This is a genomic window from Gammaproteobacteria bacterium, from assembly GCA_017999615.1.
Taxonomy (GTDB): Bacteria; Pseudomonadota; Gammaproteobacteria; order JAABTG01; family JAABTG01; genus JAGNLM01.
Map to the genome: position 1 here is coordinate 101,511 of JAGNLM010000003.1, position 26,273 is coordinate 127,783.

Annotated in this window: 28 protein-coding genes; 3 read left to right on the top strand and 25 right to left on the bottom strand. The window is 71.6% G+C overall.

The genetic code is table 11. The annotated features are described in order from the left end of the window. Positions 1-68: 68 nt before the first annotated feature. Positions 69-815, top strand: coding sequence for a hypothetical protein (locus tag KA217_04730; GenBank protein ID MBP7711754.1), 747 nt, complete (start codon positions 69-71; stop codon positions 813-815). Between the two features lie 54 nt (positions 816-869). On the opposite strand, the gene KA217_04735 is transcribed toward KA217_04730, so the two are convergent. The 23 genes from KA217_04735 to KA217_04845 all read right to left on the bottom strand — a co-directional run bounded on the left by KA217_04735 (position 870) and on the right by KA217_04845 (position 22,905). Beyond that, positions 870-2,324: a hypothetical protein gene (locus KA217_04735; protein MBP7711755.1), complete on the bottom strand. Its 1,455-nt coding sequence runs from the start codon at positions 2,322-2,324 to the stop codon at positions 870-872. A 10-nt stretch (positions 2,325-2,334) separates the two neighbouring features. Next, positions 2,335-3,237 carry a hypothetical protein gene (locus KA217_04740; GenBank protein ID MBP7711756.1) on the bottom strand — a complete coding sequence of 301 codons (903 nt, stop codon included), beginning with the start codon at positions 3,235-3,237 and terminating at the stop codon, positions 2,335-2,337. 8 nt (positions 3,238-3,245) lie between these two features. Then, entirely contained in the window at positions 3,246-4,424 is a 1,179-nt protein-coding gene (locus tag KA217_04745; protein ID MBP7711757.1) for a cell surface protein, read from the bottom strand. 123 nt (positions 4,425-4,547) lie between these two features. Further along, positions 4,548-5,846: an MFS transporter gene (locus KA217_04750; protein MBP7711758.1), complete on the bottom strand. Its 1,299-nt coding sequence runs from the start codon at positions 5,844-5,846 to the stop codon at positions 4,548-4,550. Positions 5,847-5,952: 106 nt separating this feature from the next. Further along, positions 5,953-6,234 (bottom strand): hypothetical protein, encoded by a 282-nt coding sequence (locus tag KA217_04755; protein ID MBP7711759.1) that lies wholly within the window; start codon positions 6,232-6,234, stop codon positions 5,953-5,955. Between the two features lie 99 nt (positions 6,235-6,333). After that, on the bottom strand, positions 6,334-6,936 hold the full coding sequence (locus KA217_04760) for an OmpA family protein (GenBank protein MBP7711760.1): 603 nt from the start codon (positions 6,934-6,936) through the stop codon (positions 6,334-6,336). Between the two features lie 119 nt (positions 6,937-7,055). Further along, entirely contained in the window at positions 7,056-7,583 is a 528-nt protein-coding gene (gene nuoB, locus KA217_04765; protein MBP7711761.1) for an NADH-quinone oxidoreductase subunit NuoB, read from the bottom strand. A 9-nt stretch (positions 7,584-7,592) separates the two neighbouring features. Then, a complete protein-coding gene (locus tag KA217_04770) occupies positions 7,593-9,227 on the bottom strand; it encodes an NADH-quinone oxidoreductase subunit C (protein MBP7711762.1) in 1,635 nt (544 codons plus the stop codon). Continuing rightward, complete coding sequence (locus tag KA217_04775; GenBank protein ID MBP7711763.1) at positions 9,224-10,696, bottom strand: hydrogenase 4 subunit F; 1,473 nt, start codon at positions 10,694-10,696, stop codon at positions 9,224-9,226. The genes KA217_04770 and KA217_04775 overlap by 4 nt, the downstream gene beginning before the upstream one ends. Continuing rightward, complete coding sequence (locus KA217_04780) at positions 10,693-11,370, bottom strand: formate hydrogenlyase (GenBank protein MBP7711764.1); 678 nt, start codon at positions 11,368-11,370, stop codon at positions 10,693-10,695. The genes KA217_04775 and KA217_04780 overlap by 4 nt, the downstream gene beginning before the upstream one ends. A 3-nt stretch (positions 11,371-11,373) precedes the next feature. Beyond that, entirely contained in the window at positions 11,374-12,339 is a 966-nt protein-coding gene (locus KA217_04785; protein MBP7711765.1) for an NADH-quinone oxidoreductase subunit H, read from the bottom strand. Next, positions 12,324-14,333 carry a hydrogenase 4 subunit B gene (gene hyfB / locus KA217_04790; protein ID MBP7711766.1) on the bottom strand — a complete coding sequence of 670 codons (2,010 nt, stop codon included), beginning with the start codon at positions 14,331-14,333 and terminating at the stop codon, positions 12,324-12,326. The genes KA217_04785 and hyfB overlap by 16 nt, the downstream gene beginning before the upstream one ends. Positions 14,334-14,345: 12 nt before the next feature. After that, positions 14,346-15,080, bottom strand: coding sequence for an ABC transporter ATP-binding protein (locus KA217_04795; protein ID MBP7711767.1), 735 nt, complete (start codon positions 15,078-15,080; stop codon positions 14,346-14,348). Continuing rightward, on the bottom strand, positions 15,077-15,847 hold the full coding sequence (locus KA217_04800; GenBank protein ID MBP7711768.1) for an ABC transporter ATP-binding protein: 771 nt from the start codon (positions 15,845-15,847) through the stop codon (positions 15,077-15,079). Before KA217_04800 ends, KA217_04795 begins: the two co-directional genes overlap by 4 nt. Then, positions 15,825-16,931: a branched-chain amino acid ABC transporter permease gene (locus KA217_04805; GenBank protein ID MBP7711769.1), complete on the bottom strand. Its 1,107-nt coding sequence runs from the start codon at positions 16,929-16,931 to the stop codon at positions 15,825-15,827. Before KA217_04805 ends, KA217_04800 begins: the two co-directional genes overlap by 23 nt. Continuing rightward, a complete protein-coding gene (locus KA217_04810; GenBank protein MBP7711770.1) occupies positions 16,928-17,815 on the bottom strand; it encodes a branched-chain amino acid ABC transporter permease in 888 nt (295 codons plus the stop codon). Before KA217_04810 ends, KA217_04805 begins: the two co-directional genes overlap by 4 nt. Beyond that, positions 17,812-18,969, bottom strand: coding sequence for an ABC transporter substrate-binding protein (locus KA217_04815; protein ID MBP7711771.1), 1,158 nt, complete (start codon positions 18,967-18,969; stop codon positions 17,812-17,814). Before KA217_04815 ends, KA217_04810 begins: the two co-directional genes overlap by 4 nt. 45 nt (positions 18,970-19,014) lie before the next feature. Continuing rightward, complete coding sequence (locus tag KA217_04820) at positions 19,015-19,533, bottom strand: hypothetical protein (protein ID MBP7711772.1); 519 nt, start codon at positions 19,531-19,533, stop codon at positions 19,015-19,017. A gap of 103 nt (positions 19,534-19,636) precedes the next feature. Further along, positions 19,637-20,047 carry a DMT family transporter gene (locus KA217_04825; protein MBP7711773.1) on the bottom strand — a complete coding sequence of 137 codons (411 nt, stop codon included), beginning with the start codon at positions 20,045-20,047 and terminating at the stop codon, positions 19,637-19,639. Between the two features lie 12 nt (positions 20,048-20,059). Beyond that, positions 20,060-20,332, bottom strand: coding sequence for a hypothetical protein (locus tag KA217_04830; protein ID MBP7711774.1), 273 nt, complete (start codon positions 20,330-20,332; stop codon positions 20,060-20,062). A gap of 133 nt (positions 20,333-20,465) precedes the next feature. Then, entirely contained in the window at positions 20,466-21,074 is a 609-nt protein-coding gene (locus KA217_04835) for a CPBP family intramembrane metalloprotease (protein ID MBP7711775.1), read from the bottom strand. Continuing rightward, positions 21,065-21,961, bottom strand: coding sequence for a prenyltransferase (locus KA217_04840; GenBank protein ID MBP7711776.1), 897 nt, complete (start codon positions 21,959-21,961; stop codon positions 21,065-21,067). Before KA217_04840 ends, KA217_04835 begins: the two co-directional genes overlap by 10 nt. Before the next feature lie 62 nt (positions 21,962-22,023). Next, positions 22,024-22,905 (bottom strand): zinc metallopeptidase, encoded by an 882-nt coding sequence (locus tag KA217_04845; protein ID MBP7711777.1) that lies wholly within the window; start codon positions 22,903-22,905, stop codon positions 22,024-22,026. Positions 22,906-23,101: 196 nt separating this feature from the next. On the opposite strand from KA217_04845, the gene KA217_04850 reads away from it, so the two are divergent. Then, on the top strand, positions 23,102-23,716 hold the full coding sequence (locus KA217_04850) for a hypothetical protein (protein MBP7711778.1): 615 nt from the start codon (positions 23,102-23,104) through the stop codon (positions 23,714-23,716). A gap of 24 nt (positions 23,717-23,740) precedes the next feature. Here KA217_04850 and KA217_04855 read toward each other — a convergent pair whose 3' ends face one another. Next, positions 23,741-25,084, bottom strand: coding sequence for a M48 family metalloprotease (locus tag KA217_04855; protein MBP7711779.1), 1,344 nt, complete (start codon positions 25,082-25,084; stop codon positions 23,741-23,743). 131 nt (positions 25,085-25,215) lie between these two features. Between KA217_04855 and KA217_04860 the strand changes: the two genes are divergently transcribed. Continuing rightward, positions 25,216-25,635 (top strand): SufE family protein, encoded by a 420-nt coding sequence (locus tag KA217_04860; protein MBP7711780.1) that lies wholly within the window; start codon positions 25,216-25,218, stop codon positions 25,633-25,635. A gap of 4 nt (positions 25,636-25,639) precedes the next feature. On the opposite strand, the gene dksA is transcribed toward KA217_04860, so the two are convergent. After that, complete coding sequence (gene dksA / locus KA217_04865; GenBank protein ID MBP7711781.1) at positions 25,640-26,236, bottom strand: RNA polymerase-binding protein DksA; 597 nt, start codon at positions 26,234-26,236, stop codon at positions 25,640-25,642. Positions 26,237-26,273: the final 37 nt, after the last annotated feature.

Consider the following 26,273-nt stretch of genomic DNA (forward strand, 5'->3'; position numbering starts at 1 on the left):
CCCTCTGCCGCAGGCCCGGCGCAGGCCGGGCCGCCACCGCACGCCCCTTCGCAAACTGGAGCTACACCATGGCCGAAACCGACGACAAGGGACTCCTGGACCGCCTGGGCGAGATCCTGAACGCCCCCCTGCCGGGGACCCGCAAGCCCGGTGAGGGCAGCGCCCCCGCCGAACCGTCCGGGTCTCCGGAGGATGACGAGGGCCGCAGCCTGGTCGACCGTATCCGCGACATCCTGAGCGCCCCGCTGCCCGGAACCGAGACCGCCGAGGCGCCCGCGGGGTCGGCCCCCGCCGCGGCGCCCTCCGCTCCGGCGGGTGCGCCCGCTGCCGGCGCCGGGGCCCCTGCGGCTGCGGGCCCTGCCGGGACCCCGGCCCCGACACCCGCGGGCCTCGCCGAGGACACCCTGGCCGAGGACTGGTGGCGGCGCGACTGGCAGGCCTTCCGATCGCACCAGGACCAGGAGAACCGGGGGCTCGGGATGAAGCAAGAGCAGGACCGGGCGAAGCTCACGGCGGTGCAGGAGCAGGAGCGCCAGCGCTTCGCCGCTCACCAGCAGCTGGAGGCGGCCCAGTTCTACCAGTACCAGCAGTGGAAGCTCGACACCTGGCGGCAGTACCAGGCGGCCGTCCAGGCAGGGCGGCAGGTGCCCCCGCCGGCGTTCGCGCTGCCCCCGGGTGCGGGCATGCCTCCGGGGATGCCCACCGGGCCGGGGATGCCCCCCGGAATGATGCCGCCGGGTGGCCCGATGGGCGGTCCGCCCGGAATGATGCCACCCCCGTGGATGATGGGCCCCCGGGGCCGCGGGCCCAGGTGATCGGCCTCGCGTGACGGCGGAGGGCCCTGCGCGCCTCCGCCGCGCGCTCCGGGCCTAGAATCCCCCGCCCGTGCGGAAGCCCCCGCTGCGGCCCCCGCCTCCGAGGCCTCCGAGGCCGCCGAGACCGCCTCCGCCGCCCCAGGTCCATCCCCCTCCGCGTGTGGTGCCGCGCCCCCAGACCGAGCCCCGGCCGAAGGCCCCGGACCCGAACGTCGGGTCGGCGCGCTGGGGACGGTAGCGCTGCTGCTGCTCGAACACCCGCCAGAGACTGTCGCGGTCCAGGAGCCCGTTCAGGAAGCTGCTCAGCATGACACCGAGCAGCGACCCGTCGGAGAACACCGAGTCCCCCCGGTCGTACTGGCGGCGTTTGAAGTCCACTCGCAGCGACTCGATCTGCTGGAGCCGCGCCAGGTGCTGCTGGGTCGCCTGCTTCAGCTCGGCGAGCGTCGCCCGCAGCGCCTCTTCCTGGCGCTCGCGGTCGAGCAGGCGGGCGATGACCACGTCGTCCTCGGGGAAGGGCGTTGCCTGGGCGTCCCGCCGGAGCTCCTGGAGGTCCTCGCGCTGGAGCTCCGAGGCGAGGTACTCCACTGCCTTGCGGTAGGCCGGGTCCTCGCCGGCGGCGAACGCCGCCTGCTCGTCCAGCAGCCGCCGGTGGTCGGCGGCCGCCTGCTCGATGCGGGAGTCGAGGGTCTCGAGCACGGCCCGCTCCTGCTCCCGTACCCGCACCAGCGCGGGGATGCCGTCGGCCTTGCGGCCCGCCTCGTCGAGCCCCCGGAGGGCCTCGATCTCCACGTCCGCACGCTGGCGAGTGGCGTTGGCGTGCTCGCGCAGGCGCACCGGGATCTCCTGGAGGCGCGCGAAGTTGGCGCGCGCCCCGGCGTACCCGATGAGACTTGCCACCTTGCCGTCGAGCCAGCGTACGAGCGGTGAGGCCTGGTAGGCCGCCAGCCCGTAGCCACGCTCCCAGAGATAGGAGAAGAGGGGGTCGTCCCGGTAGGACCGGCCCTTCTGGTCGAGCTCCTGCTCGCTGTACCTCGCCTTGTCTTCCGCGTGCTGCGCGATCCGCTCGGCGTCGCGCGTGCGGTTCTGCTGCGCCTGGTAGTCGGGCTGCGCCGCCAGGCGGGCCTGGGTCCTCGCCTCGGCGGCGTCCACCGCGTCCGAGGCGGCCTCCAGCGCGTCGGCCTGGGTCCGACGCTCGGCCTCGAGCGCAGACTGCTGGTGCTGGTTGGCGCGGATGCGCTCCGCGAGCGCCGCCTGGGCGGCGGGCCGCGAGGCGAGCAGGGCCGCGACCTGCCGGTCGGCCTCGTCGAGCCCCGAGACCAGGCCCCCCGCGGCGATCAGCCCCACGCGCAGCCGGGCCAGGTCCCGGAGGTCCTCCACCCGCGCCCTGCCGAGCTGCAGCAGCTGGCCGCTCACCTCCTCGATGCGCCGGTGGACCTCCTCCATCCGGTGCTGCTCTTCGCCGAGGGCGTCGTCGATCCGGGTCAGCGCGTCCCTACCGGTCAGCATGGGCATGAGGTCACCACTCGGTCAGGGCGCCGCCGGCGGTCGGGACCTCGTACTCCGGGTCGAGGAAGCCGCGACGCTTCACGCCGAAACGGTTGTTCTGGATGATCCCGTCGTCCTGCTTGTCGGCGGCCACCCGGCGGAAGTCCGCCTCGGAGACCCGCAAGCCCCATTGGGACACCCGCTTGCGCTTGCCGGTTTCCTCGCTCGTGACCTCCACGGGGACGGCGTTCCCGCGGGCGTCCACGGCCTCGACGATGAGGTAGTAGTTCTTCGCGTCGGGATTGTCGTCGGGCACTCGCCACACGCCCGAGTGCTCGCCCGGGCGCGAGACGATGCGCAGGGTATATTCCTGTTCCAGGGTCTCGCGCAGGGCCTTCATGGCCACGAGCATCTCCCGGGCGGCCTTCTCGTTGCCCCCCTTCAGGGCGCTCTCGGCCGCGGCGCGGTAGCTGCCGGCGAGCCCGCGCGCGGGATCGGACTCGGCCAGCGCCAGGACCTGACCGTGCAGCGCGTTGACCTCGTTGGGAAGGGCGGAGCGCGGGGCGACGACGGTCGCGTAGTAGGCGCTAACGGCGAGGACGAGTGCGGCGACGCCGCCGACCAGCCAGCGGCCCCAGACGCGCCGGCGGACGTAGAGGTGGGCGAGCCGGGTCGCGAGGCTCGGCTCCGGCGGCCGGTAGACGAAGCGGTCCTCGCGCAGCGCGGCCACTCCCTCCTCGAGGACGTGGTCCGGGACCGCGATGCCCTGGGCCGCGTAGATCTTGCGCAGCCGCTCCTTCAGGTCGAGCGCCCGCCCTTCCTCGTCGAGCTCGCGCTCCACGAGCTGCTGGCGCCGGCGCAGCGTGTCGACGACGTCCATGGCCAGCATGACGTCGTCGAGCGGCGGCCGCTCGGCCGCCGCTGCCTGGGGCATCCCCGCGCTCACGAGGCCGGAGCCGCCAGGGCCTTACCCTCCTGGGCGAGGTGGGCCATGCGCCGCTTGGCGTCCTCGACGGCGTTGCGGATCTCCTGGGCGTTGGCGGTGCTCTGCCGGCGCATCTCCTCGATGATCTCGCGCGAGCGCGTCTGCCAGGTCACCACCGACTCCACCAGCTTCTTCACCGCGTCGGCGCGGATGGTCGGGCCGTAGCCGGCCTTGACCGCTGCCTCCTGGACCTTGCCGCCGATCTCGGCCAGGTCCTCGAGGGAGCGGCTCACGCCCTCCTTCATGGCCTCGACCGTCTGGGTGCTCTCGTGCAGGCCGAACATCCCGGTGTAGGAGGCGGAGAGCGCGGTCAGCACCACCTCGTTGGTGCCGAAGAAGCTCACCGCCTGGGAGTACACGCGCTCCTTGGCGTTGGTGGTCTGGAGCAGGCGCGCCATGACCACCTCGGAGGTGTTGTAGCTCACGGTCAGGTTGTCGGAGAGGTCTTTCGCCACCTGGTAGCGCTTCTCCGTGTCCTGCAGCGAGCGCACCTTCTCGTCGCGCGCGAGCTCGAGGCGGGCCCGCTCGGCCCCGGCCTCCCCCTGGAACGCGGCGAGGGCCTGCATCGCGGACTGCACCTCGGCGCGGGCCGCCTCCACCTTGCCCTCGGCCTTCTTCAGCACTTCGAGGGCCAGCACCTCGGACTGCTTCAGCGCGCCGCGGAAGTCCTGGTAGGCGTCGAGGATGGTCTGCTCGCGCCCGATCTGGTCCCGGGTCGCGCGGGTGACGTCGAGGTAGGTGTCCTTGATCTTGTCGAAGCGCTGGGCGATGTCGCCGCGGGTGACCTTCATCCAGACGTTGCTCAGCCGCTCGAAGGTGTCCAGGCGCCCGTCCTCGATCTGCTTCACCATCGACTTGGCGTCGTCGCGGATGCTGTTGAAGGCCTCGACGATGGTCTCGTAGCGCTCCCCGACCTCCATGGCCTGGACCTGCTCGCGCACCACCTCGTTGAAGAGGGAGGCCTGACTCAGCGTCCGGGCGATGGCGACGACCCGCTCCTCGTCGAGGCCCGTGATCTGGTTGAGGAGGGCGACGACCGGCGCCTCCTCCGGCTTGCCTTCCGGGACGAGGCCGAGGCTGTGCAGTCCGCTCATGGCCTTTTCGAGGTATTTCATGGGAGAGGCGGTGACGTTCATCGGAGGTCCTCCATGCGGGGCTTGTGGGCGACGGTCTCGCCTCGGGCCCGAGGGCCGGTCGGCGCGTCGCGCGATTTGTTCTGTGGATCCTGAAAGCAAAATTGACCCGTGCGCGCCCGGATGTCAACGCGGTGGGGCACGGCGGGCCAGGCCGGGGTGGCCGAGGAGCAGCGAGCCGAGGGCGCCGAGGAGCGCGACGCCGGTGGCCAGCAGCATCGCGGGGGCGAGCGAGCCGGCCGCGTCCGCGATGAGGCCGGCGGCGCTGGGGGCGAGCGCCTGGCCGACGCCGAAGAACAGGGTGATGAAGCCGAGGCCCGCGGGGGCGAGGCGCGGGCCGAGGAGGTCGCCGCAGACCGCAGCCATGATGGCCGGGATGCTCCACGCCGAGAGTCCGAAGAGGACGGCGGACAGCAGGAGGCCCGGGGGCGCCGGCCAGAGCGCGAAGAGTCCGAAGGCGAGGGTGTGGATGAGGTAGACGATGACCAGGGCCGGCTTGCGGCCGATGTGGTCCGAGACCCACCCCCAGAGCAGGCCGCACGCGAGGCTCAGCCAGCCCAGGGTCATGAAGAGCCCGCCCGCCTCGGCCTGGGTGTAGCCGCCCTCGGCGATCAGGTACTTGGTGAAGAAGGTCACGTAGATGATGTAGGAGAAGCCGAAGGCGACGTAGATGAGGCCCACGTGCCAGACGACGGGCGAGCGGTAGACGCTCGACCAGTGGGGCAGGGTGCCGCCCTCGGGTGCGGGGCCCTGCGGGGCTGAGGTCGGCGCCTCCTCGGGCCCGGCCGCCAGGGGGGCCAGGCCGAGCTCGGCCGGCCGGTCCCGGAGCAGGGCGAGGGCCAGGACCGCGAGGAGGAGCGTCACGCCCCCGAACCCGAGCCAGCAGGCCCGCCACCCGTCGGCGCCGTACGCCTCCAGCAGGCGCGGCACCAGGGGCCCCAGCAGGATGACCGCGAACGAGGACCCGGTGACCGCGACGCCGGCGGCGAGCCCCCGGCGCCGGCGCCCGAACCAGGCCGAGAGGAGCGCCATGACCGGGACGTTGCTCGCGCCGCTGCCGAGGCCCGTGAGTGCGCGCCAGCCCATGGCCGCGGTGAAGCCCCCGGCGAGCCCGGTGAGCAGCATCCCGAGGGCCGCCAGGGCCAGCCCGGCGGCGATCACGACACGGGGCCCGAAGTGCGAGGCGAGTGCCCCGCCGAGCACCGCCAGGGCGAGGTAGCCCGCGAGATTCGCTGTCGCGAGGGCCCCGGCCTGGGCGTTGTCGAGCCCCAGGTCCGCCTGCATCGAGGGCAGCAGCATCGTGTAGCCGAAGCGGGCGAGCCCGAGGGAGGCGAAGACCACCAGCGTGGCCACCGCGAGCACCACCCACGCGTAGTGCACGCGGGAGGGTGCAGCGCCCTGGGCGGAGGCGGTGAGTGGGGGCACGGGCTCGAATGATACGCGCCTGCGCCCGGCGGGGGCGGCCACCGCTCGAGGGGTGGGACGGCGGGGCCGGCCCTGGGGCGGCCCCGCCGAGTCGACCGAGGCCGGCTTACTTCGCGAAGATCTTCTTGACCAGGCCGATGATGGCCATCAGCACGCCGCCGCCCACACCGCCGCTGGCGATGCTGCCGATGATGCCCGCGAGGTCCATCCCGCCGCCCGTGGCGAGCCCAGCCATGCTCTGCAGCTGTCCACCGAGACCGCCGCCCAGGATGCCGGCGATGGAATTCCCGACGCTGCCGAGAGACAGGTTCTTGAACAGCGAGCCGGTGATGTTGCCGCCGACGGCGCCACTGATGAGCTGAATGATCAACGGAATCAAGCTTTCCATGGGATCCTCTCCTCCTGATGGTGAATGACGCGCGGCCTTCGGCCGCGTGACCCGGCGGCGACCTGGTCATGCGGCCCAGCCGCCGCCCTGCGGGTAGCGCTACTTCTGGATCACGACGTCCACGCGGCGGTTCTCCGCGCGGCCCTGGGGGGTGTCGTTCGATGCGGCGGGCTTCGCCTCGCCGACGCTCGCCGCGGTGAGCCGGTCCGCAGCGATGCCGCGGCCCACGAGGTAGTCCCGCACCGCGGCCGCACGCCGCTGGCCGAGGGCCTGGTTGTAGGCGTCACCGCCCCGCGCGTCGGTGCTGCCCACCAGCGAGAACTTGTAGCTCGGGTTGTCCTTCAGCACCTTCGCCGCCTGCTCCAGGGTGGCCTGGGCCTTCGGGCCGAGCGTCGCCTGGGCGGTGTCGAAGTAGACCGGATGGACGCCCACCGACGAGCCCGCGCACTTCTCGGCGGCTGCCGCCGTATCGCGCGCCTCGCTCGCCAGCTTCTCGGCCTCACCGTCGCGGCAGGACCAGTAGACCTCGACCGCCTTCTTGCCCAGGTCCTTCGCCTTCGCGACCTTATCCGGGCAGGCGCGGGCGCCCGCCGAGGCCTCGGCCCTGGCGACGGCGGCCTCGGTGTCCAGGACCCACTGGGGCACGCGCTCCGCCTTGTTCGGGACGTTGAAGTGAGTGCCCGCGGCGCAGCCGGCCAGCACCTACGGAGAGACCAGCAACAACCCCCACAGCTTCTTCATGAGCTTCCACCTCCCACCAATCGCTGCGGGGACGTCCGCCCGGGATTGGGACCGGCCGCCTGCGCAGCAGAAAACCAGGGCTACCTCCGCGTCCTCGACCGGCTCTCCGTGGCCCGCAGGATCCCCCTCAGCAGGGCCTCGGGGGTCGGGGGGCAGCCGGGCACGGTGACGTCGACGGGGATGACGTTCGCGACGGCACCGCAACTCGCGTACGACACCCCGAACTCCCCCCCGTCGCAGGCGCAGGTACCGGCCGCGATCACGAGACGGGGGGCGGGCGTGGCCTCATAGGTGCGGCGCAGGGCGGCCTCCATGTGCCGGGACACCGGACCGGTGACGAGCAGGGCGTCCGCGTGCCGGGGCGAGGCCACGAAGTGGACCCCGAAGCGCTCCACGTCGTAGAAGGCGTTGTTGAGCGCGTGGATCTCGAGCTCGCAGGCGTTGCAGGAGCCGGCGTCCACCTGGCGGATCGCCAGGGCGCCGGCGAAGCGCTCGGTGAGCACCCGCCGCACCCGGATGCCGAGGGCCTCGACGACGGTGTCGTCGCAGCGAGGCGGGGCCTCGGTGACGAGGCCGACGCGCAGGGAGCGGGTGAGGATGCGGAGCATGGCGGCGGGCTACAGGTCCTGTCCGGAGTATGAGCCGTTGACGGATTTGTTGCACACCGGGAAGTCCGGGACGATGTTGCCGAGGATGAGCTGCTCCAGGGCCGGCCAGGTGAGCCAGGAGGGGTCGCGCGGGAAGAAGCGCGCGACCCGCCCCGTCGCGTCGAGGCGCACGTAGGTCAGGACCTCGCCGCGCCAGCCCTCGACGACGCCGAGGCCTTCCCCGCCCGCGCCGACCGGCCAGGGCGCCCGGGTGGCGCCCGGGGGCAGGGTCTCGAGGAGCTCGTCCATCAGGTCGAGGGAGACCCGGACCTCCTCCATGCGCACCCGCATCCGCGCCGCCACGTCGCCCTCGGAGAAGACGGGCACGCGGACCTGGAGCCCGTCGTAGGGCGGGTAGGGGCTGTCCCGGCGCGCGTCGAAGGCCTGACCCGAGGCCCGGCCGACGTACCCCACCGCCCCCATCCGGCCCGCCGTCTCCGGGTCGAGCCGCCCGGTGGTCACCAGGCGGTCCATGAGGGAGGGGTTGTCCTCCAGCAGGTCGAAGAGGACCTCGACCTCCTCGCGCAGGCTCCGGTGGTCGGCCCGCAGGTTCCCCTGGCCGCCGACGCCGATGTCGCCCCTTACGCCGCCGGGGACGACCACGTCCATCAACATCCGGTGGCCGAAGCACTGATGGTTGCGCCGCTGCCAGACCTCGCGCAGGCGCCCGAGTTGGGCGAGCGCGAAGGCGAAGGCGACGTCGTTGCAGATGGCGCCGATGTCCCCGAGGTGGTTCGCGACTCGCTCGCGCTCGGCGAGGAGCGCGCGCAGGTGCAGCGCCCGGGGCGGGACCGCGCAGCCCACCGCCCGCTCGAGCGCCTGGCAGGCCGCCCAGGTGTGGGCGACGGTGGAATCCCCGGAGACGCGGCCGGCGAGCCGGGCGAGTCCCTCGGCGTCGCGGCCGACCGCCAGCTTCTCGATGCCCTTGTGGACGTAGCCGAGGCGCTCCTCGAGCCGCAGGACCTCCTCGCCGACCGCGTGGAAGCGGAAGTGCCCGGGCTCGATGATGCCGGCGTGCACCGGCCCCACGGGGATCTCGAAGACCCCGCTGCCGTCCACCCGCGCGAAGGGGTAGTCGGGGTCGGGGGGCGTGGCGCCAGGGGGCTTCTCGCTCGGCGGGAAGTCGTCGGGGCGCAGGGGATAGCGGGTCTCGGGCCAGGCCTGGTGGCGCGTCCAGCGGTGGGGCTGGGGGTGGTCCACGAGCTCGAGACCGAGCAGGTCGTGGGCGTGGCGCTCGGGGCGGTCCGCGGCCGGGAACTGCGGGGTGAGGGAGGCCAGGCGAGGGCTGGTGAGGGGCACCCGGGTCTCGAGCACCAGGTGGCAGCCGCCCTTCTCGAGGGCGCTGCGCACGAGCAGCGTGTCCCCCTGGAGGTCGGCCCAGAAGGCGGCCCACCGGCAGCCGAAGGCCGCGGCGACGGCCCCCGCCCGCGCCCAGTCCTCCGGGTCGACCGCGAGCACCTGGGCGGGGGCGAGCACGCTCGCCGAGCGCCGCCGGACCCCCACCAGCTCCTCGCGTAGCCGCGCCGAATACTCCTCGACCCACGCGAGGCGCCGGTCCGCGGCCGGTGCGGCGGCTGCTGCGGCGGTGGACGCGGACTCGCTCACAGCAGCCGGCTGCCCGTGATGAGGTGCGTCGCCTGGTCGAGCCAGCCCGCCAGGAAGCTCGGGATCGCGAGGCCGAGCCAGAGCACGAGAAGGAGGTGCAGGGCCACCGGGGCCATGTTCGCGGGCACCGGCTGCTGGCCCTCGGGCGCGACCCCGAAGACCATGGGGTGCAGGTGCCGGAAGAGCCCCGCGAAGGCGATGACGAGGCCGGTGAGCAGCGTCAAGGTGAGCCAGGGCCAGCTCTCCATGGTCGCGGTGAGGAGCAGGAACTCGCTCGTGAACACCCCGAAGGGCGGGAACCCCGCGATGGCGAGCACGCCCACGGTGAGGCCCCAGCCGACCACGGGCTGGGTGCGGATGAGCCCGCGGATATGGTCGATGGTCTGGGTCCCGGCGATGTGCGCCGCGTGGCCCACGGTGACGAAGATCGCCGACTTGGTCAGGGAGTGCACCAGCATGTGCAGCAGCCCGCCGAAGGTCGCGAGCGGTCCGCCGATGCCGAAGGCGAAGGTCATCAGGCCCATGTGCTCGATGGACGAGTAGCTGAACATGCGCTTCACGTCGCGCTGGCGGTGCAGGAAGAGTCCGGCCACCAGGAACGAGACGAGCCCGAAGGCCATCAGCAGGTGGCCTGCGGTGTGGGGCTCGGCGGTCCCCGCGAGGGCGCCGTCGGTCAGCATCTTCAGGCGGACGAGGGCGTACAGGGCCACGTTGAGGAGGAGCCCCGAGAGCACCGCCGACATGGGCGTCGGGCCCTCCGAGTGGGCGTCGGGCAGCCAGCTGTGCAGGGGGACCAGCCCCACCTTCGTGCCGTAGCCGACCAGCAGGAACACGAAGGCGATGCTCATCACCGTCGGGTCGAGCTGGTCGGAGATCGCGTAGAGCACGGTCCAGCTCAGGCCGCGGGTGGGGTCGGTGAGCGCGAGTTGGGCGGCGAAGTACACGAGGATGGTGCCGAACAGGGCCTGGGCGAGGCCGACGCCGCAGAGGATGAAGTACTTCCAGGCCGCCTCCACCGCCTCGGGGGTGCGGTACAGCGAGACCAGCAGCACCGTCGCGAGGGTGGCCCCCTCCACCGAGACCCACAGGATACCCAGGTTGTCGGTGGTGAGCGCGAGCAGCATGGTGAACATGAAGCCCTGGAACATGGCGTGGTAGAGGCGCATGTGCCGACGGGGCAGGTGGCGGGAGTCGCAGACGTAGCGCATGTAGGGGCGCGAGAAGATGCTCGTCGTGAAGCCGACGAAGGCGGTGAGCACCACCAGGTAGACGTTGAAGGCGTCCACGTGGAAGCCGCTGCCGTTGAGGGGCCCGTCCGCGAGGACCTGCCAGGCGAGGGTGACGGCCCCGGCGAGGCTCACCGACGAGAGCCCCACGTTCAGCCAGCCCGCGAGGGCGAGGCTGGGCACGAGCCCCAGGAGGAGCAGGCCGACGGCCGGCGTGAACACCGCGACGAGGAGGGCGTTCATTCCTGCTCCATGCCCTCGGCCAGCCGGTTCAACCGGTCCACGTCGAGCGAGTCGATGGCGTCGCGGATCTGCAGGAAGAACACGCCGAAGAGCACCGCGGCCACCAGCACGTCGAAGGCGACGCCGAGCTCCACCACCAGGGGCATCCCGCTGGTGGCGGTCACGGCGGCGAGGAACAGGCCGTTCTCCATCGCCATGAAGCCCACCACCTGGCTCACCGCCTGGCGCCGGGTCACCATCATCAGCAGGCCGAGCACCACCACCGCCAGACTTACCGCGATGACGTTGCGGGTGGCCGCGAGCTCCATGCGCTCGATGGGCAGCACGACCCAGTAGCAGAAGATCACCAGGCCGACGCCGGCGAGCGTGACCGCGGGCGGCGAGGCGAGGCTCTCCACGTGGCGGTCGAGGCCGAGGCGCCGGACCCAGCGGTGCAGCATCCAGGGGATCACGCCCGCCTTCAGGACGAGGGTCAGCGCGGCCGTGACGTAGAGGTGCGGCTCGCGGTGCGCCGCGGCCATCAGCGCGGTCACCGCGGCCACCAGCCCGCCCTGCCAGGCGAAGGTGCGCAGGGTGGCGACCAGCCGGGCCTGGGTGAGCAGCGCGAAGCAGGTGAAGAGCACCACCGCCGCGAGGACGAAGACCGCCTGGTCGAGGAGCGTGAGATGGGTCACGGGCTAGGCCCCCACCTCGAGGATCACGTGGCTGAACATGCCGAGCAGGGCCAGCAGGAAGGCGAGGTTGAGGAACAGCGGGGCGCGGAAGAGCCGCATCTTGGCGAGCGTGGTCTCGGCGAGGGCGAGCAGGGCCCCGAGGACGGCGAGCTTGCCGGCGAGGGCCAGCGCCGCGAAGGCGAGCGTGGAGGGCTTCAGCGCGGTGGCGACGCCCCAGGGGAAGAAGACGTTCGCGATCAGGGTGCCGTAGAGCAGGAGCTTCAGCTGGGCGGCCCACTCCATGAGCGCCAGGTGGCGCCCGCTGTACTCGAGGATCATGGCCTCGTGGACCATCGTGAGCTCGAGGTGGGTCGCGGGGTTGTCGATGGGGATGCGGCCGGTCTCCGCGATGGCCACCAGCGCGAGCGCCCCGAGGGCGAAGAGGATCGAGGGCCGCAGGGCGAGCGGCGCGCCGAGCAGCTGCTCCATGACCCCCGAGAGGTTGGTCGTGTGCGCCGTCATGGTGATGGTGAAGACGGCGGTCAGCATGGCGGGCTCGGCGAGCGCCGCGATCATCATCTCCCGCGAGGAGCCCATGCCGCCGAAGGCGGTGCCCACGTCGAGCCCCGCGAGCGCCAGGAAGAACCGCGCCAGGGCGAGGAAGCCGGCCAGCACCACCACGTCGGCCACCGCCGCGCTCGGCAGGCCGGTGGCGAGCGAGGGCAGCGTGGCGGCGGCGATCCAGGTTGCCCCGAACACGATGTAGGGCGCGGCCCGGAACACGGGCGACGCCGTGTGGGCGACCAGGGCCTCCTTCGTGAGCAGTTTCGCGAGCTCCCGGTAGGGCTGCGTCAGCGGGGGACCCTTGCGGTTCTGCAGGCGCGCCTTCACCCGCCGCACCCAGCCGACGAGGAGCGGGGCCGCCGCGAGCACCAGGAGCGCCTGCAGCACCGCGAGCGACCAGGCCCAGACGCTCAGGAGATGATCCACAGCAGCACCAGGAGGGTTGCGAGCGACCACGCGAGGTAGGTGCGCACCTGCCCCGTCTGCAGGCGCACGACGCGGCTCGCCGAGCGCTCCACGAGGCGCGCCACCGGGGCGTAGAGCAGGTCCCAGACCCGGTCTTCCACGTGCAGGAGGTGGCGCTGGCGCCCCCCCTCGGTCTCGACCCGCTCGTCGATCCGGAACAGCGGGCCGAACACCCGGCGGATGGGTTGGGCGAAGGAGGTGGCCGTGTACTGCATGTGGGCGTTCGGGGGCGAGAAGCCGCAGTCCCACGCGTCGCAGCGGCGCACTGCGGCCCGGGGCCCGCGGGCGAGGAGCCAGCGCCCGCCCCACCAGAGCACGGCGAGGGAGAGCAGCACCAGCGGGGCACCGTAGCTCGCGCCCTCGGCCGGCACCGGGGTGAGCCACAGCCAGCTCTGCGTCGAGACCGGGTCGAGGCCCTGGCCGAGGAGCAGCTGCGAGACCGGGTTCAGCAGGCCCACCACCGTGGTGGGCAGCACCCCCAGGAGCAGGCAGAGCGCGGCGAGCAGCGCCTGGCCGGCGCGCATGCCGAGGCTCACCTCGCGGGCCCGGCGCACGTGCCGGGAGCGGGCCTGGCCGAGGAAGGCGACCCCGTAGACCTTGACGAAGCAGGCGGCGGCGAGCGCCCCGGTCACCGCGAGCATGGCCGCGGTGATGGGGAGCAGGCTGCGCAGCACGCCGCTCTTCAGGCTCCAGGCCTGCAGCGCCGCCTGGAAGGTGAGCCACTCGGAGACGAATCCGTTGAAGGGCGGCAGGGCCGAGATGCTGATGCAGCCCACCAGGAAGAAGAGTCCCGTCCAGGGCATCCGGCGCAGCAGCCCGCCCATGCGGTCGATGTCGCGCTCGTGGGTCGCGTGCAGCACCGCGCCCGCTCCGAAGAAGAGCAGGCTCTTGAAGAGGGCGTGGTTCAGGGTGTGATAGAGCGCCGCGATGAGCGCGACGACCCCCGCGACGGTCAGCCCCGCGGAGAGGAAGACGAGCGACAGGCCGAGGCCGATGAAGATGATCCCGATGTTCTCGACCGAGTGGTAGGCGAGCAGGCGCTTGAGGTCGTGCTGCATCAGGGCGTAGAGCACTCCCATCAGAGCGGAGACGCTGCCCACCAGCAGCACCGTCACCCCCCAGCCGAGCCGCGCGTCGCCGAGGAGGTCGAAGGTGAAGCGGATGAAGCCGTACACGGCGACCTTCAGCATCACCCCGGACATGAGCGCCGAGACGTGGGAGGGGGCGGCGGGGTGCGCCTCGGGCAGCCACGCGTGCAGCGGCACGAGCCCGGCCTTGGTCCCGAAGCCGAGGAAGGCGAGCCCGAAGGCCACGCTCGCCCACATCGGCTGCAGCTCCCCGGCGCGCATCGCCTCGAAGGTGAAGCCGTGGCCGAAGGCGGCGAGCACGCCGTAGCCGAGCAGGATGCTGAGACCGCCCACGTGGGCCATGAGCAGGTAGAGGAAGGCGGCCCGGCGGTTGGCCGAGTGCTCGTGCTGGAACACCACGAGGAAGTAGGAGCTGACCGACATCAGCTCCCACGCCACCATGAACAGGAAGGCGTCGTCGGCGAGCACCACCAGCAGCATGCCGGTGAGGAAGAGCCCGGTGAGGCCGCCGAGCAGCCACAGGGGGTCGCGGCTGTGGGCGAACTCCCGCACGTAGCCGGGCCCGAAGAGCGCGACCGCGACGGTGACGAGCCCGATCAGGACGAGGAAGAAGCCGGACAGGGCGTCGAGGCGGACCCGCCAGGGCAGCCAGGGCAGGCCGAGGGGCAGCTGAGCGGTGGCCACGGCGCCGTCGCCCGTGAGAGCGCCCATCCCGGCGGCGACCGCAAGCACGCCCGTGAGGCCGAGGAGCAGGAAGTACAGGCGCCCGACCCGCTCGGCCCAGGCGCAGGTCGAGACGGCGAGCGAGCTCGCCGCGAGCGCGACGACGACCGCCCCGAGGGCGAGGACGAGCGTGGGGTCGGTCACGGGCGGGGGGGCTCAGGCACCGAGGTACGCCTCTCTCACCCGGGGATCGCCCCGGAGCTCGGGGCCCGTGCCGGTGAGGGTGACGGCGCCGGTCTCGAGGACGTAGGCGCGGGAGGCGATGTGCAGAGCCATGTTCGCATTTTGCTCCACCAGGAGCACGGTGACACCGCCGCGATTGATCTCCTCGACCACCCGGAAGATCTCCTGCACCAGCCGCGGCGAGAGACCCATGGACGGCTCGTCGAGGAGCAGCAGGCGCGCCCGGCTCATCAGCGCCCGGCCCACCGCCAGCATCTGCTGCTCCCCGCCCGAGAGGGTGCCCGCGGCCTGGCGCAGCCGCTCGCGCAGGCGGGGGAAGGTCCCGAGGACCCGCTCCAGGTCGGCCTCGATCCGGGCCCGGTCGCGCCGCTGCCAGGTGGCGAGGCGCAGGTTCTCGTCGACCGTGAGGTTGCCGAAGACCCCGCGCCCCTCGGGGACGTGGGCGATGCCGAGCCCGACGATGCGGTGCGCCGGGACGCGCCGGAGGTCCTGGCCCTCGAAGCGGATGCTCCCCCCGAAGGGCGCGAGGCCCGAGATCGCCCTGAGCACCGAGGTCTTGCCGGCGCCGTTCGCGCCGACCAGGGTGACGATCTCGCCCGCCCTCACCGTGAAGGACACGCCGTGGAGCGCGCGGATGCCGTCGTAGCTCAGGGTGAGGTCGCGGACCTCGAGCTGTGCCTCGCCGGCCGGTGCGAGCGGGGCGCTCACGCGACCGGGGCCTCGCCGAGATAGGCCTCGAGCACCCGCGGGTCGCTGCGGATGACCTCCGGCGGCCCCTCGGCCAGGGTCTCGCCGAAGTCGAGGACCTGGATGCGCTCGCAGATCCCCATCACCAGCTTCATCTGGTGCTCGATGAGCAGGATGGTCAGCCGGAACTCGCGCCGCACCCACTGGATGAACTCCATCAGCTGGTCGATCTCGTTCGGGTTCATGCCGGCCGCCGGCTCGTCGAGCAGGAGGAGCTCCGGGCCGATGGCGAGGGCGCGCGCGATCTCGAGCCGGCGCTGCATGCCGTAGGGCAGGTTCTTCGCGGTCTCCCCGGCGAGGCGCTCGAGCTTGAAGATCGAGAGCAGGCGGCGGGAATCGTCCACGATGCGGCGCTCCTCGCGGCGGTAGCGCCCCAGGTGCAGCAGCGCCTCGACGGGCGTGTAGCGCGCCTGGGCGTAGTGGGCGATGCGCACGTTGTCGAGGACCGAGAGGTCGCGGAACAGGCGGATGTTCTGGAACGTCCGCCCGATGCGCAGGGCCGTGATCTGGTGCGGGGTCTTGCCCACGAGCTCCGTGCCCTTGAAGCGGATGCTGCCCGAGCTCGCGCGGTACACCCCCGTGATCAGGTTGAAGACCGTCGTCTTGCCCGCGCCGTTGGGGCCGATGAGCCCCATGAGCTCGCCTTGCTCGAGCGTGAGGTTGAAGCCGGCGAGGGCGCACAGCCCGCCGAAGTAGTGCCGCACGTCAGTCGCGCTGAGCAGCGCCATCGCGGCGGCCTCCCTGGGGGTCGGCGCGGCGGTGGGCCTCGCGGTCGAGGCGGGGGATGAATCCCCGGTACTCGCGCAGGCCCATGATCCCGCGCGGCCAGTAGAGCATCACCAGTACCAGGGCGAGCGGCATGATGACCATGCGCCACACGCCCAGGTGGCGGATGAAGTGCTCGTTCAGCGGGTCGAAGACCACCGCCGGCAGCCAGGAGAGCAGCGCCGCCACCGTGGACGGGCGCAGGATCTCCAGGAGCACGGTGTAGAGCGTCGCCCCGAGGATCGACCCGCCGATGGAGGCGATGCCCCCGAGATACACCATGATCAGGATGTCAGTGGTCTTGATCACGTCGAACACGCGCGGGCTGATGAACTGCAGCAGGTGCGCGAAGAGCGCGCCCGCCACACCGGCGCCGAACGAGGACAGCGTGAAGGCGAGGAACTTCACCCGGCGGGTGTGCACGCTCATCAGTTCGCTCGCGATCTCGTCCTCGCGCACCGCGAGCACGCCGCGCCCGTAGCGCGAATAGACGAAATTGCGCACGAGCCACACGACGGCGACGGCCCAGAAGAACACCCAGGGCAGGGTGGTCAGCTTGCCGATGCCGGGGATCCCGCGTGGCCCGCCCACGGCGTCGATGTTCTCGATGACCGACTTCACGATCATCAGGAAGGCGAGGGTGATGATCGCGAGGTAGTCCCCCCGCACCTTGAACGAGGGGACGGCCACCACGAGCCCGAGGAGCGCGGCGGCGAGCCCGCCGGCCAGCACCGCGACCGGGAAGAGCGCGGGAGACTCCGCGACCGGCAGCACCTTCATGGTGAGGAGTGCCGCGGTGTACGCCCCCACCGCCATGAACCCGGCGTGGGCGAGGGAGAACTCGCCCATGAAGCCGTTCACCAGGTTCAGGCTGACGGCGAGGATGATGTTGATCCCCACGTACATCAGGACCATCTGGACGTACTTGTTCAGCAGTCCGTACTCGGGGATTGCGAAGGAGAGCACGAGGCCGGCGGCGAGCAGCACGGGCAGCAGCCAGCGTTGCTCGAGCAGCCAGTCCCAGCGCCGGCGCAGCGGGTGGCTCATACCTTCTGGGTGCGCGGCTGGCCGAGGATCCCGTACGGGCGCACGAGGATCAGGAGCAGCAGGAGCGTGAACGCGACGAAGTCACGGTAGGTGGACGGGAAGAAGGCAGTCACCATGATCTCCACCCCGCCCAGCAGGAACGCGCCGATCATCGCCCCCCGGATGTTGCCGATGCCGCCGACCACGGCGGAGATGAAGGCCTTCCAGCCCACCATGATCCCCATGTACGGGTCGATCACCGGGTAGGCGAGGGCGTACATGGTGCCCGCCGCGCCCGCGAGCCCGGCGCCGATGGCGAAGGTGATGGAGATGATCGTGTTGACCGGAACGCCCATCAGCGGGACGAAGGTCCGGTCCCAGGAGATCGCCCTCATCGCCATGCCGACCGGGGTGCGGTGCACCACGTGATCGAGGACCAGCATCAGCCCGAGGGAGAGGAAGATGATGATGACCTGCAGCGAGGAGAGCGACACGCCCCCCAGGTCCCAGGTCACGTTGTCCAGGAGTGCGGGCACGTTCTTCGGGTAGGGCGCGAGAGCGAGCGTGAAGTTCTCCAGGAACAGCCCCACCCCGAGCGCGGTGATGACCGCGGAGACGCGTGGCGCGTGGCGCAGCGGCTTGTAGGCGAGGCGCTCGATCAGCACCCCGAGGAGCGCGGTGCCGAGGATGGTGAGCAGGAGCGTCGGAACGAAGGGCAGCCCCAGGTACACCGCGGACAGGAAGCAGAAGAAGGCCCCCACCATGAACACGTCGCCGTGGGCGAAGTTGATCATGGTGAGGATCCCGTAGACCAGGGTGTAGCCGAGCGCGATCAGGGCATAGATGCTGCCGAGCTGCAGGGCGTTCAGGACCTGCTGCAGCCAGTAGACGAGGGCCTCGCTCACGGGCTCGCGTTCGTGAAGTAGTGGAAGCGGCCCTCCCGGATCTGCAGGATGACGGCGCTCTTGACGGGGTCGCGCGAGTCGGCGCGGAACTGCAGGTCGCCGGTGACGCCGCGGTACTCCGCCAGCGTGGAGAGCGCGGCGCGCACCGCATCGCGGTCGGCCTTGCCTGCGGTGCGGATCGCGCCGAAGAGCAGGCCGAAGGCGTCGTAGGTGAGCGCGGCCACGTCGTCCGGCTTCGCGCCGTAGGTCGCCTCGTAGTCCTGCAGGAACTTCTTCGCCGCCGGCGCGGCGTTGTCCGCCGAGTAGTGCGTGCTGAAGAAGTAGCCGTTCATGTCCGCGCCACCGAGCTTCAGCAGCTCGTCACTGCCCCAGGAGTCGCTGCCGATGAAGGGCACGTCGATCCCGAGGCGCTTGGCCTGCTGCACCTGCAGCGGGACCTCGCTGTAGTAGTTCGGGAGGAAGACGACCTGCGGCCTGGCGTCCTTGATCTTGGTGAGCTGCGCGGAGAAGTCCTTGTCGCCGGTGGTGTAGGTCTCGTACGCGACAACCTTGCCCCCGAGGCGCTCGAAGCTCTCCCGGAAGACCTCGGCGATGCCCTTGTTGTAGTCGGAGGCGACATCGTAGAGCAGCGCCGCGCGCTCGGCCTTCAGGTTCTCGAGGGCGAACCGGGCGAGCACGCCACCCTGGAACGGGTCGACGAAGCAGGCGCGGAACACGTACTTCTTCGGCTTGCCGGTGACCCCGTCCACCGTCGTCTTGGGGTTGGTGGACCAGGGCGTGACCAGCACCGTGCCCGCGCTCTCGGCCACCTCGGCGGCCGGGATGGCGTAGCGGCTGGCGTTGGGGCCGACGATCGCGAGCACCTCGTCCTGGGTGATGAGCTTCTGGGCGGCGACCGCGGACTGGTCCGCCTTGCCGGCGTTGTCCTCCACCACCAGCTTGAGCTTGACCCGCTCGGCGCCGATCTCCAGGCCACCGGCGGCGTTGACCTCCTCGACGGCCATCTGGGCGGCGTTGCGGCAGGAGGTGCCCACCGCGGGCATGTCGCCGGTCAGCTCGGCGATGACCCCCAGCTTGAGCGAGCGGTCGGTGTCGCAGGACGCCGTGCCGAGGGCGGCCAGCAGGGCGAGCAGCAGCGAAAAGGTCCTGGTCATCGGGTCGGCTCTCCTCGACATCGCTGGGGTTTCAACATTGGGGTTTCAACATTGCCCGGGCTTCGGGTGGCGCGCCTTCACCTCCGCGATGCGCACGTCGATGGCGGCGAGCTCGCTCGCGTCGCCCTGGCGCTCCTTGTAGAGCGCGTCGAGCTGGTCGCCGATGGAAGGGTACTCCGCTTCGCGCGCCTCGCGGTACGCCTCCGTGCGCTGCTCCTGGCGGTAGTCGGCCATCGCCTGGTCCAGCTCCTCGGCGGTTGGTACCGGGGTCGGCAGCAGCCACTCGGCGATGGCGAACCCCTTGCCTTCCTTCTTCACCAGGAAGTCGAGGCCGACCCGGGCGTTCGGGTACAGGCGGTGAATCGCGCCGCAGAACTCGCGGTGGGCGCGGCTCACCGCGAGCGAGCGGGCAGCCCCGGGCTCTCCCTCCGTCCCGGCGGGCTCCGGGGTCTCGCCGGGCGCAGGGTGGTGGGGGCGCGCGGCCATGGCGGTCACCACGACCAGCAGGAAGCCAAGCAGCACGACGATGCTGACGGCGCTCAGGGTGAAGGCGTCAAAGGACATGGGGAGGCCCTCCTCGGCTTCGTCCGGGCCCTTCCGGTCGTTGCCGGGAGGCGCGGACGCGCAAGCTTTGCCGACGGCGGGGCGAGCCGTCAATGAGCGCTTGCTAGAAGCTCACCAGGACGATGGCGACCAGCGCCAGCGCGATGCCGACGCCCTGGCGCAGGGTCAGGGGCTCGTGCAGGTAGAGAGTGGCGAGCGCGATGCTCAGCACGGGGTAGAGGGCGGTGACGGTGGCGATCACCCCAACCGGGCCGCGGGTCACGGCGTAGAGGTAGGCGAGGGCCCCCCCGACCCCGAGCATGCCCGTCACCAGCGCGAGGCCCACCCCCCGGGGGTCCGTGGCCGGCCGGAAGCCGAGCACCGCGAGGACCACCAGGGCGACGGCGAGGCCGCCCAGGGCGTGATAGACCACGGCGCTGGCGGCGTCGACGTAGCGGGTCGTGAGCTTCGGCAGGAACGCGTAGACCCCCCAGAGGAGGAACGCGAGCGCGGCGGGCACCACCCAGGGAGGCATCGGTCCCACCCGTCATCCGTCCTTCGGGGGGATCCCGAAGAGGCGCTCGAGGGCCGCGCGGGCAGCGGCGGCCTCGTCCGCGGCGGCCGCGCCGGCGCTGCGCCGGGCCTGGAACCAGTCGCAGAAGTTCGCCCGATCCTTCTCCTTCACCTCTCCGGCCACCGGCTCCCGGCAGGCCCGGGAGACGCGCGGGTCGTAGTGCCGGCACATGCGGCAGACGTGCAGGTCGGCGCGGCAGGCCGGGCACTCGTCGCGCCGGCCGAAGGGCCGGGGCAGGTCCTCCAGGCTAGCGCCGCACTTCCAGCAGGCCCAGGTCTCGGGTGTCACGCGTGCGCACCTCCCAGGGGGATCCTACCAGGGCCAGGGGGCCTGCGCCGGTGTGCCGGCGGTCCCGGGCGACCCCGGGATGTCGGGGAGGCTAACCGGCCGCGGGGGTGACCGGGGCGACGGCGAAGATGACCGCGCTCCAGAGCGAGTGGGAGACGATGAGGGCGGTCACGTCCTGGCGCCAGAGGTACTGCGCGCCCCACCAGGCGCCCGCCACCAGGGCGGCCAGGATCAGCATCAGGTTGCCGGAGAAGGCGTGGACCCCGCCGTAGACGAGGGTTGCGGCCACGTAGCCCCCCAGCGGGCCGAGCCGCCCCATCAGGCGTTTCTGCAGGAAGCCGCGCCAGAAGATCTCCTCGGCCGGTCCGGTCACGACGAGGAGCAGGAAAAACACCGCGACCCGCGAGGCCCCCACGCCGAGGTCGTAGATCCCGCCCACCTGGGAGCCGGCCCCGGGGACGACGTAGGGGGCGAGCGCGTTGCCGAGGTAGAACACGGCGTAGAGCAGCGCCGCGGAGACCACCCCGAGGGCGACGGACGCGGCAGAGAAGCGCAGGCGCGGGCGCTCGAAGGCGAGCGCGTACAGGGCGACTGTGGTCGCGGTCAGCCCGAGCTTGACCCAGAAGCTGCCCCAGGCCAGACCGAAGATGAACGCCCAGCCGACGAGGGCGAGCGCGACGGCGCCGGCGATCACGCCCATGGCGTGACCTGCGCCGCGAAGAGCCCGCCGAGGAAGAGCAGGCCGAAGACGGTGTCGAGCTGGGCGGTCATGGCGTCGGCCATGGCCGGGATCTCCCCGTGGAACCGGTCGAGGAGGTTGAAGGCCATGGGCAGGGAGAGGAAGACGGCGAGCACCCAGGGGCTCAGCCCGCCGGTGAGCACCGCGCCGAGCGTGTAGGCGTAGGCCGAGAACATCAGACCGCTGAAGAGGTAGAGTCCCTGCTCGCGGCCGAAGGCGGTGCCGAGGGTCTGGATCCCCGTGCGGCCGTCGTGGTCGATGTCACGCAGGTTGTTCGCCAGCAGGACCAGCGCGACCAGGGCGCCGAAGGGCACCGAGACCCCGAAGGCGTCGAGCGAGAGGGCGTCGCGCTGCACGGCGTAGGCCCCCTCGACCATGAGCGGTCCCCAGATGAGGAACACGGCCGCCTCGCCGAGGGCGCGGTACTTCAGGCTGATCGGACGCGCGGTGTAGAAGACGGTGAGCGCGAGGCCCGCCAGCGAGACCCAGAGGACGTGGGCCGAGCGATGCCAGGCCAGGGTGACCCCGATGACCGAGGCCAGGGCGAGGAGCACCAGGCCCTCGACGAGCAGGGTGCCGGGACTCATCAGCCCCCCCACCAGGGGGTGGGGGCGATAGTGGACGGTGGGCGAATCGCTCTGGTCGACGCCGTTCCGGGTGTCGAAGTAGTCGTTCATGACGTTGCCCGCCGCGTGGACCAGAACCGCGCCGAGGGCGGTGAGCAGGAGCCAGTCCCAGGCGATGGGCCCATCGGCCGCGGCGACCGCCGTCCCGAGGCCCACCGACAGAAGGGTCATGGTGAACGACCAGGGCCGGGTGGCGAGGAAGTAATTGCGAACCGTGGGCATGGGGGACCGAACCGTACGGGCGTGAGCGGCAAGGCGGCCCAATATCCTACCACGAACCTCCGTTAAAGCTCTTCCGTGGCGAAGGTCTCGCAGGCGGACAACTGGCCTTCCTGCAGGCCACGCTTGAACCAGCGCACACGCTGGGCCGAGCTGCCGTGGGTGAAGCTGTCCGGCGTCACGTAGCCCCGGGACTGGCGCTGCATGCGGTCGTCACCGATGGCGCTGGCCGCGCCAAGGGCCTCCTCCACGTCACCTGCCTCCAGGACCTGCCGGGCCCGGTGGGCGTGGTGGGCCCAGACGCCTGCCAGGCAGTCGGCCTGGAGCTCCTGACGCACCGAGATCTGGTTGGCCTCGACCTCGTCGACGCGGCCCTGCAGGCGCCGCACCTGGTCCGAGATGCCGAGGAGGTTCTGGACGTGGTGGCCCACCTCGTGGGCGATGACGTAGGCCTGGGCGAAGTCCCCGGGGGCCCGGAAGCGGTTGCGCATCTCGTCGTAGAAGGCGAGGTCGATGTACACCTTCTGGTCGGCCGGACAGTAGAAGGGGCCCATGGCGACCTGGGCGAAGCCGCAGGCGGAGTTCACCGCGCCGCTGAAGAGGACGAGCTTCGGCTCCTCGTACTCGCGGCCGGCCTGGCGGAACAGCTCCTGCCAGGTGTCCTCGATGTCGCCGAGCACGAAGGAGACGAACTCGGCGAGCTCCTCCTCCTCGGCCGAGCGCGGAGCCCTCTCGGCCCCCGCCTCGGGAGTCGAGCCGGGCAGCGAGCCCGTGGGGATGCCCTGCAGGAGGATGGTAGGGTCGACCCCCAGCACCAGGGCCAGCAACAGGGCGGCGACCAGGCCCGCGCCCCCCAGGCGCACGCCGCCGAGGCCCATCGACATGGAGGAGCCCTCGCCCCGCCGGTCCTCCACGTTCTCGCTCCGCCTGCTGACCCTCCAGCGCATGTGAGTCCTCCTCCCGGTGCTGCCGGCCTCTGGGTACGGATGCGAGGATAAACGTTTGGGCCGCGAAAGCTCCACCCCGCAGGGCATCCCGGCGGTCAGCGCCTGCGCTGGCGCGAGCCGGCGGCGTCGTGAGAATATTAGTGCATACGTATTGATGACCGCGCGGCCCTGCCGGGCGGGAGGGAGAAGCGTACTCATGTCGAGCCATTTTCCGTCCAGCCGGATTGCGTACCGGTCGGCCGCAAACTGGGTTTCCCGCGTCAAGGAGGGCCTGCTCCCCGTCAAATGGGGTGCAGCGCGCACGGTCTTCATCGGTTACGTGGGCTTCTCGCTCTTCACGGGCGTCGGCGGCTTCCTGACCGCCCCCGTCGCCACGTGGTACTTCTTCGGCGACTGGCGGTTCTGGCGCCACTGGCGTCCCGGCGTGCGCCTCTACGCGCAGGGCTGGCGCATGCTGGGGCTGCTGCTGAAGGGCGAGAGCGGGTACATGCTGGACGTGCCCCTCGGCGCCCCGCCCCACAGCGCCCCGGTCCTCTCGCTCGTGCAATTGAACCCGGCCTGGGCGCACGGGCCCACCTGCGGGCCGTGCGACCGCTGCTGCTCGCTCATCCACTGCCCCGTGCTGGACCGGGAGACCGGGTTCTGCCGTGGGTACAACTCGTTCTACTGGCGCTACTTCAACTGCGGGCGCTTCCCTTCGAGCCAGCGGGAGATCGACTACTACGCCTGTCCGAAGTGGCTGATGAAGGAGGCCCCCGCGACCTCGCCCGCCCTGGAGCCCCACCCCGTCCAGGCGATGGTCTCGGAGTAGGGCCTCCCCCCTACCGCCTACCGCCTACCGCAGATAGCCCCACTTCTGGAGGCGCTGGACGGCGTAGCGGGACTGGGACCCCTGGGGTACGGCCTTGACGTAACGGGCGTATTCCCGGGCCGCGCCCTGGTGGTTCTGCATCCCCTCGAGGCTCACCCCCTTCAGGAACGCGATGTCGGCGTTGCCCGGGAGCAGCCGGTCGTAGGTGTTCAGGTCCTGGTACGCGCGGTCGTAGTCGCGGCGCATCAGTGAGCTGACGGCGCCGACGCGGTGCCCCTGGGCCTCCCGGGGGTAGACCGACTTGGCCTGGCTCGCGTAGCGCTGGGCCTGGTCGGGGCGCTCCAGGGCGAGCTGGCACTTGGACATCATGACCAGGGCGGCGTAGTCGTTCGGGGCCTGTTTCAGGGCCTGGCCGAGCTCCTGCTCGGCGCGCGAGTACTCCTTCTTGCGCATGTCCGTGTCGGCCCGCTGCATGGCCTGGAGGGCGCCCTTGATCCGGCGCACCCCCGCGGTCTGGTCCTGGTAGCGCTCGCGGTTGAGCGGCAGCGCCCGGTCGCCGGCGTAGCGGCTGCGCATGGCCTCGCGGGCATTGGCGACGCGCTCGTCGCTCATGGGGTGCGTGGAGAACATCAGCTCGATGGCGCTCGGGCGCTCCCGGGACTGCCGCTGCAGGATCTCGTGCAGCCCCACCATCCCGTCTGGATTCAGGCCCGCGCGGTGCAGGTACTCCATGCCGAGGGCGTCCGCCTCGCGCTCGTTCTCCCGGCTGTAGTGGGCGAGGAGGGCGCCGGCGCCGATGTTGCCGATGTCCTCGGCGAGGGAGCCCAGACCGCCGAAGCCCGAGACCTGGGCGGCAATCCCCACCCCGGCCACGGCGACCTGGGTGATCATGGTCTTGCTCGCGTGCTCGGCGGTGTGGCGGGCGTTCACGTGGCCGATCTCGTGCCCGAGCAGGGCCCCGAGCTCGGCCTCGTTGTCGATCTCGGCCAGGATCCCGCGGGTCGCCGCGATGCTGCCGCCGGGGAAGGCGTAGGCGTTCACGTAGCTCGCGTTCACGGCCCGGAAGGAGTAGGGCATGCCGGGGCGGTGCGAGAGGCGGGCGAGGCGGTTCCCGACCTCACTCAGATAGGCGTTGACGCTCGCGTCCTGGACCGGGCCGTAGTCGCTGGAGAACTGCTGGGGCGACTGCTGCTGGTCGATCGAGATCTCCTGCGACTCCGACATCAGCATCAGGGTCTGCTGGCCGGTGACCGGGTCGACGGCGCAGCCCTCGAGGGCCGATGCGCCCACCGAGGCCGTCAGCAGCCAGAGGAAGTCACGGCGGTCCATCCGCCGGTGGAAGATTCGGTCTGCTCGCTCGCTCGACATGACTTCACCCCGCGTGGATCGGATCCTCTGAAACGCGCCGGACCTCCGGCGCCCGGGGTCGGGGTGGGCACCCCGCCCCCACACGGCAAGACACTTTCCTTCGGCCGGCGCACCCGTCAACATGATCGGCCATGAGCACCATGACGATCGAGCGGTTGATGGACGCCTTCGCGCTCCTCGAGGACTGGCAGGAGCGCTACGACTACCTGAGCGAAGTGGGCGCCAAGCTCCCGCCCATGCCCGAAGCGGAAAAGACCGAGGCCCATCGCGTCCAGGGCTGCGTCAGCTCGGTCTGGGTCACCGGTCGGGCGGTGGGAGAGTCCCCGATCATGGAGTACCACGCGGACGGGGAAGGCGCCGTCGTGCGGGGTCTGGTGGCGCTCATCCTGATGCTCTTCCAGGACAAGCCGCGCGCCGAGGTGCTCGAGCTCGACGCCCAGGGCATCATCCAACGGTTGGGTCTGGACGAGCACCTCAGCGCCAATCGCCGCATGGGGCTGCACGCGATGATCGAGCGGTTCAAGGCCATCGCGCGCGGCGTCCCGGCCTGACCCTCTAGGCGTCGTCCCGGTAGCCCCGCTGGGACTTCTCCCGCAGCTCCTGGGCCTCGACGCTCAGGGTGGCGATGGGCCGCGCCTCCAGGCGCTTCAACCCGATCGGCTCGCCCGTCTCCTCGCAGAACCCGTAGCTGCCGTCGTCGATGCGCCGCAGGGCGGCCTCGATCTTCGGCAGCAGCTTGCGGTAGCGGTCCCGGGTGCGCAGCTCCAACGCCACCTCGCTCTCGTCGCGGGCTCGGTCGGCCTCGTCACCGACGTACCGGGAGGCGCCGTCGCTGCGCAGGTGGTCGATGGTCTGCTGGGACTCGCGTAACAGCGCGTCGCGCCACTCGAGCAGCTTGCGCCGGAAGTAGGCGAGCTGCAGGGGATTCATGTACTCCTCGTGGGGCGAGGGCTCGTAGCCCGGCGCCAGCTCGACCTCGGAGATGGGCAACTCGAACTCGGGCGGCGTCTCGGGGGCGGTGCCCGTCCCCGGCTGGGGGGCGCTCGCGCCCCTGGCGGTCTTCGGAGCGGCTTTCTTCTTCCCCGCCGCTGCTCCGGGCGGGGGCGGCTTGGCTGCCGCCGGGGTTTCCTCCTGAGCCTCTCTCGCAGCCATCACTCTCTCCGGCTCGCTCTTCGGTGGGGGCTTCGCC

Coding starts and splice junctions, on each gene's coding strand:
- KA217_04730 (MBP7711754.1), top strand. CDS start 69: ATGGCCGAAACCGACGACAAGGGACTCCTGGACCGCCTGGGCGAGATC.
- KA217_04735 (MBP7711755.1), bottom strand. CDS start 2,324: ATGCTGACCGGTAGGGACGCGCTGACCCGGATCGACGACGCCCTCGGC.
- KA217_04740 (MBP7711756.1), bottom strand. CDS start 3,237: ATGCCCCAGGCAGCGGCGGCCGAGCGGCCGCCGCTCGACGACGTCATG.
- KA217_04745 (MBP7711757.1), bottom strand. CDS start 4,424: ATGAACGTCACCGCCTCTCCCATGAAATACCTCGAAAAGGCCATGAGC.
- KA217_04755 (MBP7711759.1), bottom strand. CDS start 6,234: ATGGAAAGCTTGATTCCGTTGATCATTCAGCTCATCAGTGGCGCCGTC.
- nuoB (MBP7711761.1), bottom strand. CDS start 7,583: ATGCTCCGCATCCTCACCCGCTCCCTGCGCGTCGGCCTCGTCACCGAG.
- KA217_04775 (MBP7711763.1), bottom strand. CDS start 10,696: ATGAACGCCCTCCTCGTCGCGGTGTTCACGCCGGCCGTCGGCCTGCTC.
- KA217_04800 (MBP7711768.1), bottom strand. CDS start 15,847: ATGGCGCTGCTCAGCGCGACTGACGTGCGGCACTACTTCGGCGGGCTG.
- KA217_04805 (MBP7711769.1), bottom strand. CDS start 16,931: ATGAGCCACCCGCTGCGCCGGCGCTGGGACTGGCTGCTCGAGCAACGC.
- KA217_04815 (MBP7711771.1), bottom strand. CDS start 18,969: ATGACCAGGACCTTTTCGCTGCTGCTCGCCCTGCTGGCCGCCCTCGGC.
- KA217_04820 (MBP7711772.1), bottom strand. CDS start 19,533: ATGTCCTTTGACGCCTTCACCCTGAGCGCCGTCAGCATCGTCGTGCTG.
- KA217_04825 (MBP7711773.1), bottom strand. CDS start 20,047: ATGCCTCCCTGGGTGGTGCCCGCCGCGCTCGCGTTCCTCCTCTGGGGG.
- KA217_04835 (MBP7711775.1), bottom strand. CDS start 21,074: ATGGGCGTGATCGCCGGCGCCGTCGCGCTCGCCCTCGTCGGCTGGGCG.
- KA217_04840 (MBP7711776.1), bottom strand. CDS start 21,961: ATGCCCACGGTTCGCAATTACTTCCTCGCCACCCGGCCCTGGTCGTTC.
- KA217_04845 (MBP7711777.1), bottom strand. CDS start 22,905: ATGCGCTGGAGGGTCAGCAGGCGGAGCGAGAACGTGGAGGACCGGCGG.
- KA217_04850 (MBP7711778.1), top strand. CDS start 23,102: ATGTCGAGCCATTTTCCGTCCAGCCGGATTGCGTACCGGTCGGCCGCA.
- KA217_04855 (MBP7711779.1), bottom strand. CDS start 25,084: ATGTCGAGCGAGCGAGCAGACCGAATCTTCCACCGGCGGATGGACCGC.
- KA217_04860 (MBP7711780.1), top strand. CDS start 25,216: ATGAGCACCATGACGATCGAGCGGTTGATGGACGCCTTCGCGCTCCTC.
- dksA (MBP7711781.1), bottom strand. CDS start 26,236: ATGGCTGCGAGAGAGGCTCAGGAGGAAACCCCGGCGGCAGCCAAGCCG.